Genomic DNA, 3,373 nt, shown 5'->3' on the forward strand with positions numbered 1-3,373 from the left:
TCTTCAGAAAGAAGAGCGTCGCTTCTGGCGAGACATTCAATCGTACTACGCGCCAAGGAGCCTAAACGCTCCGCCATATCGTCGTGTGCTGGACCAAAAATACGGCGAAAATCTTTGGCGATAAACTTGCCCAACTTATTGGCCGCTATTGCCGTGATTGCCTTCAAGCGCCCATCCCCCAAGACGGCAAAATGCTATCATGTCGCGCAAAAAGTGAAAGGCGAAACGGAAGGAGCGGGACGACTAGTGCCCTATGCGATCAAAAGCGGACGTCGACAATCCGCGACAAGAACCCGCATTCCGCCCAATGAATTCGATCTTGGCGCTGCGGCTCCTGACGTCGGCGACAAGATGGAGCGCAGCGGTCGCGGCCCCGCTGCGCTCTATTTTTGCGATAGTGTCCGCGACCCGACAGACGGCGTTGAACTTCCGTTCCGTATCGCCGATGTTCAGGCTTCCACATGGCAGGATCCTCTCGAATCAAGCCCCACGCAATGGAATCAAATCCGATTCATCCGACTCGACAAGTTTTTGGATCGGCTCTTATGGGCTGATGGCTCTACGCAAGCCACGCCATATCACCTGGTAATCGTCGGCTTAGCTGTGATCACGCTCGCCTCGTATCGAGAAAGCTGGACACGCGGCCCATGCAGCATTGACGAAAAAAACCCCGCCGCTCCCAGACGGGGTGAAGTTTGGGAGTGCGACGCGAGATTACAAACGCGCCGCTAGATAGATTATGTCACGAATTCGGCCCGTAAGCTGCACATCAGCGATGCCCACAAGACTGTTGCGATGGCGGCACAGAAGAGTCAGTGGGCCTGTCGTTTTTGCTGTGGTGACAATGTCATCGGTAGCGCGCGAGCTTGCGGCGTCCCCCATCTAACGAACTGGGACAAGGAGCGGGGTCAGGACAAGGCCAACCCGGACCACTCGGCGATCATGGGGCCGATCGCGCATAACCTGAGACCCAAACGCTCTTCGGTCCGTTCGATCATGGTCCTTGCTGCACCGACCTCGGCCTAGCCCGGGAGGCCCCGAAGTCAACGATGACCCGAACTTCATGTCGATGAAATAGATGTCGGAGTAAGCGAAGATTGCTGGTCCTTTGTGAGCCCCGGTCCACTGGGCCGCCGGATGGGATGGCGAGACGAACTTTGGGACGACGTCGCTGGCGGCGCCCCACGCTGTATCGTCGAGGGTCGCCAAACACTCCTTCATAGCGCGACTTGACCTTGCAGGATCGCGATCCCTGCGCCAATCGCTCACCCGCGATCGGGCGTTGCTTATTCGCGCGGTCGGGCCGCCCGTGCGCTCGATCTAGCTGCCCGGTCCCGATGATCCACAACTAGTGGCTCTTGCATGAGGATCGCAAGCGTAGCCTACCGCGCCTAGCGTCATCGATCGTGGGCGCCATGGCTTTTATGTGTCCGAAAAAATTGAAGTGACCGCAACTGCGAACAGAATGGAATCATTGTCATCGCAGCGTCATCGCAGCTTTTTATGGAATGAGCACTCTTGACCAGTGTTCCGTTGCGGGCGCAGTGTGTCGTCTGTTCATTCGATGACGGATCCGTCCGCGAGTCCGCGATACAATTAAAAAAATAACGTGGAGGAACACGCACGACACTTAATGGAAGCGCCTTCACGAGCGCCGCCGACATTCCCCAAACAATTCCATCTAAAGGGAGGAAAGTCTCATGGAAAGACGAACGTTTCTGGCGGGCACTGCCGGCCTGGCCGTCGCCGCAGCAGGGTTGGGGAGCAAACCCGCCGCAGCAGACACGCTGCCGCTCGGCGATCTTCCTAATTGGCGTTACCCTGATCCTCGCGTCGAGGCGCTCGACAAAAGCTTTAAATACAAAGTCGGCAATGCCGCCATCGAGCGCATTGCCACCGGGTTTCGATGGGCCGAAGGGCCGGTCTACATTCGGGACTATCGCCGTTTAATCTGGAGTGACATTCCGAATAATCGAATGATGAGCTGGAACGAGGAAGACGGCCACGTAAGCGTGTTTCGCCAGCCATCGAACTATGCGAACGGCAATACCCGAGACCGCCAGGGCCGATTGCTCAGTTGCGAGCACGACGCCCGGCGGGTCTCGCGCACCGAGCACGACGGCACCATCATTACGATCATCGATAGCTTTGACGGCAAGAAACTCAATGCGCCGAACGATGTCGTGGTGGCCGCTGACGACTCGATCTGGTTCACCGACCCCGGCTACGGCATTTTCGGGAATTACGAGGGTCACCTCGACAAGTCCGAGCAGCCGCCCCGGGTTTATCGAGTCGATGGCAAGACCGGTAAGGCGACGATCGTCATCGATAGCTTCGACAAGCCGAACGGCCTTGCTTTTTCTCCGGACGAGAAGAAGCTGTACATCATCGACTCAGGCTTGACCCATGGTGGTCGTTCTAACATGCGGGTGTTCGACGTTGACGTCAGTACCGGCAAGGTAACCAACGACAAGGTGTTTGCCGAGAATTTTGCGCCCGGCTTCACTGACGGCGTGCGCACCGATATCGACGGCAATGTGTGGTGCAGCATGGGGTGGGCCGATCCCAAGGAGGACGGGGTGCGTTGCTACGCTCCGAGCGGCGATCTGATTGGTAAGATCCACCTTCCTGAGACCTGCGCTAATCTGTGCTTCGGCGGCCCGAAGCGAAACCGCCTGTTTATGTGCGGAAGCACATCGGTCTACGCCACCTACGTCGAGACCCAAGGCGCGCTGTTGCCATGACCGCGGCGAAGACGCCAGCGACTATGAGGCAATGAACTTGACGAACGAAAGGGAATGGCCACGAACGGACGCGCACCAAGTGGCCGCCAAGACAAGAACGCGCGGTTTGAAGAATCGTCAGATGGGGCCATCGGGGCGCAAGACGAAACGCGCCGATACCTTGTCCAACCAGCAAGCAATGCCGGAAACCGGCAATCAGCAATCAGGGAGGTCTACAAAGTGACTGTCAGGAAAAGCTTGATGACGACCACCGCGACGTTAGTCGCGGCCATGGCGATCGTGGGAGCCGCGCACGCTCCGGCATTGGCACAGGATGCCAATGCACTCGACAACGCCGGCAAGAACGGCAAGGATTGGCTGAGCTACCACGGCAGCTACCAGTCCTGGCACTACAGCCCGCTCGATCAGATCAATACCAACAACATCAAGAAACTGAAGATCGCCTTCATCCACCAGGTCGGTCACTCGACGCGCGGCGTGCAGTCGATGCCGCTGGCGAAGGACGGCATCGTCTATTACTCGGCGTCCTACAGCAAAGTTTTCGCGCTCAAGGGCGACACCGGCGAAGTGCTGTGGTCGTTCGTTCCCAAGCTCGATGACGACCTGGTCGCCCGCCAGACCCACTCGCC

The 3,373-nt window shown here is 57.9% G+C and carries 2 protein-coding genes and 2 pseudogenes; 3 read left to right on the forward strand and 1 reads right to left on the reverse strand.

The features are described 5' to 3' along the window. Positions 1-153 precede the first annotated feature (153 nt). Entirely contained in the window at positions 154-732 is a 579-nt protein-coding gene (locus QZ213_RS26355; protein ID WP_291688992.1) for a hypothetical protein, read from the forward strand. Between the two features lie 233 nt (positions 733-965). Here the strand turns inward: QZ213_RS26355 and QZ213_RS26360 are convergent. Beyond that, positions 966-1,245: pseudogene (locus QZ213_RS26360) on the reverse strand (IS5/IS1182 family transposase); the annotation flags it as partial. Positions 1,246-1,700: 455 nt separating this feature from the next. On the opposite strand from QZ213_RS26360, the gene QZ213_RS26365 reads away from it, so the two are divergent. Beyond that, positions 1,701-2,744 (forward strand): SMP-30/gluconolactonase/LRE family protein, encoded by a 1,044-nt coding sequence (locus tag QZ213_RS26365; protein ID WP_291688993.1) that lies wholly within the window; start codon positions 1,701-1,703, stop codon positions 2,742-2,744. A 240-nt stretch (positions 2,745-2,984) separates the two neighbouring features. Continuing rightward, positions 2,985-3,373, forward strand: a pseudogene (locus QZ213_RS26370) (alcohol dehydrogenase); the annotation flags it as partial.

The organism is Bradyrhizobium sp., assembly GCF_017881085.1.
Lineage (GTDB): Bacteria > Pseudomonadota > Alphaproteobacteria > Rhizobiales > Xanthobacteraceae > Bradyrhizobium.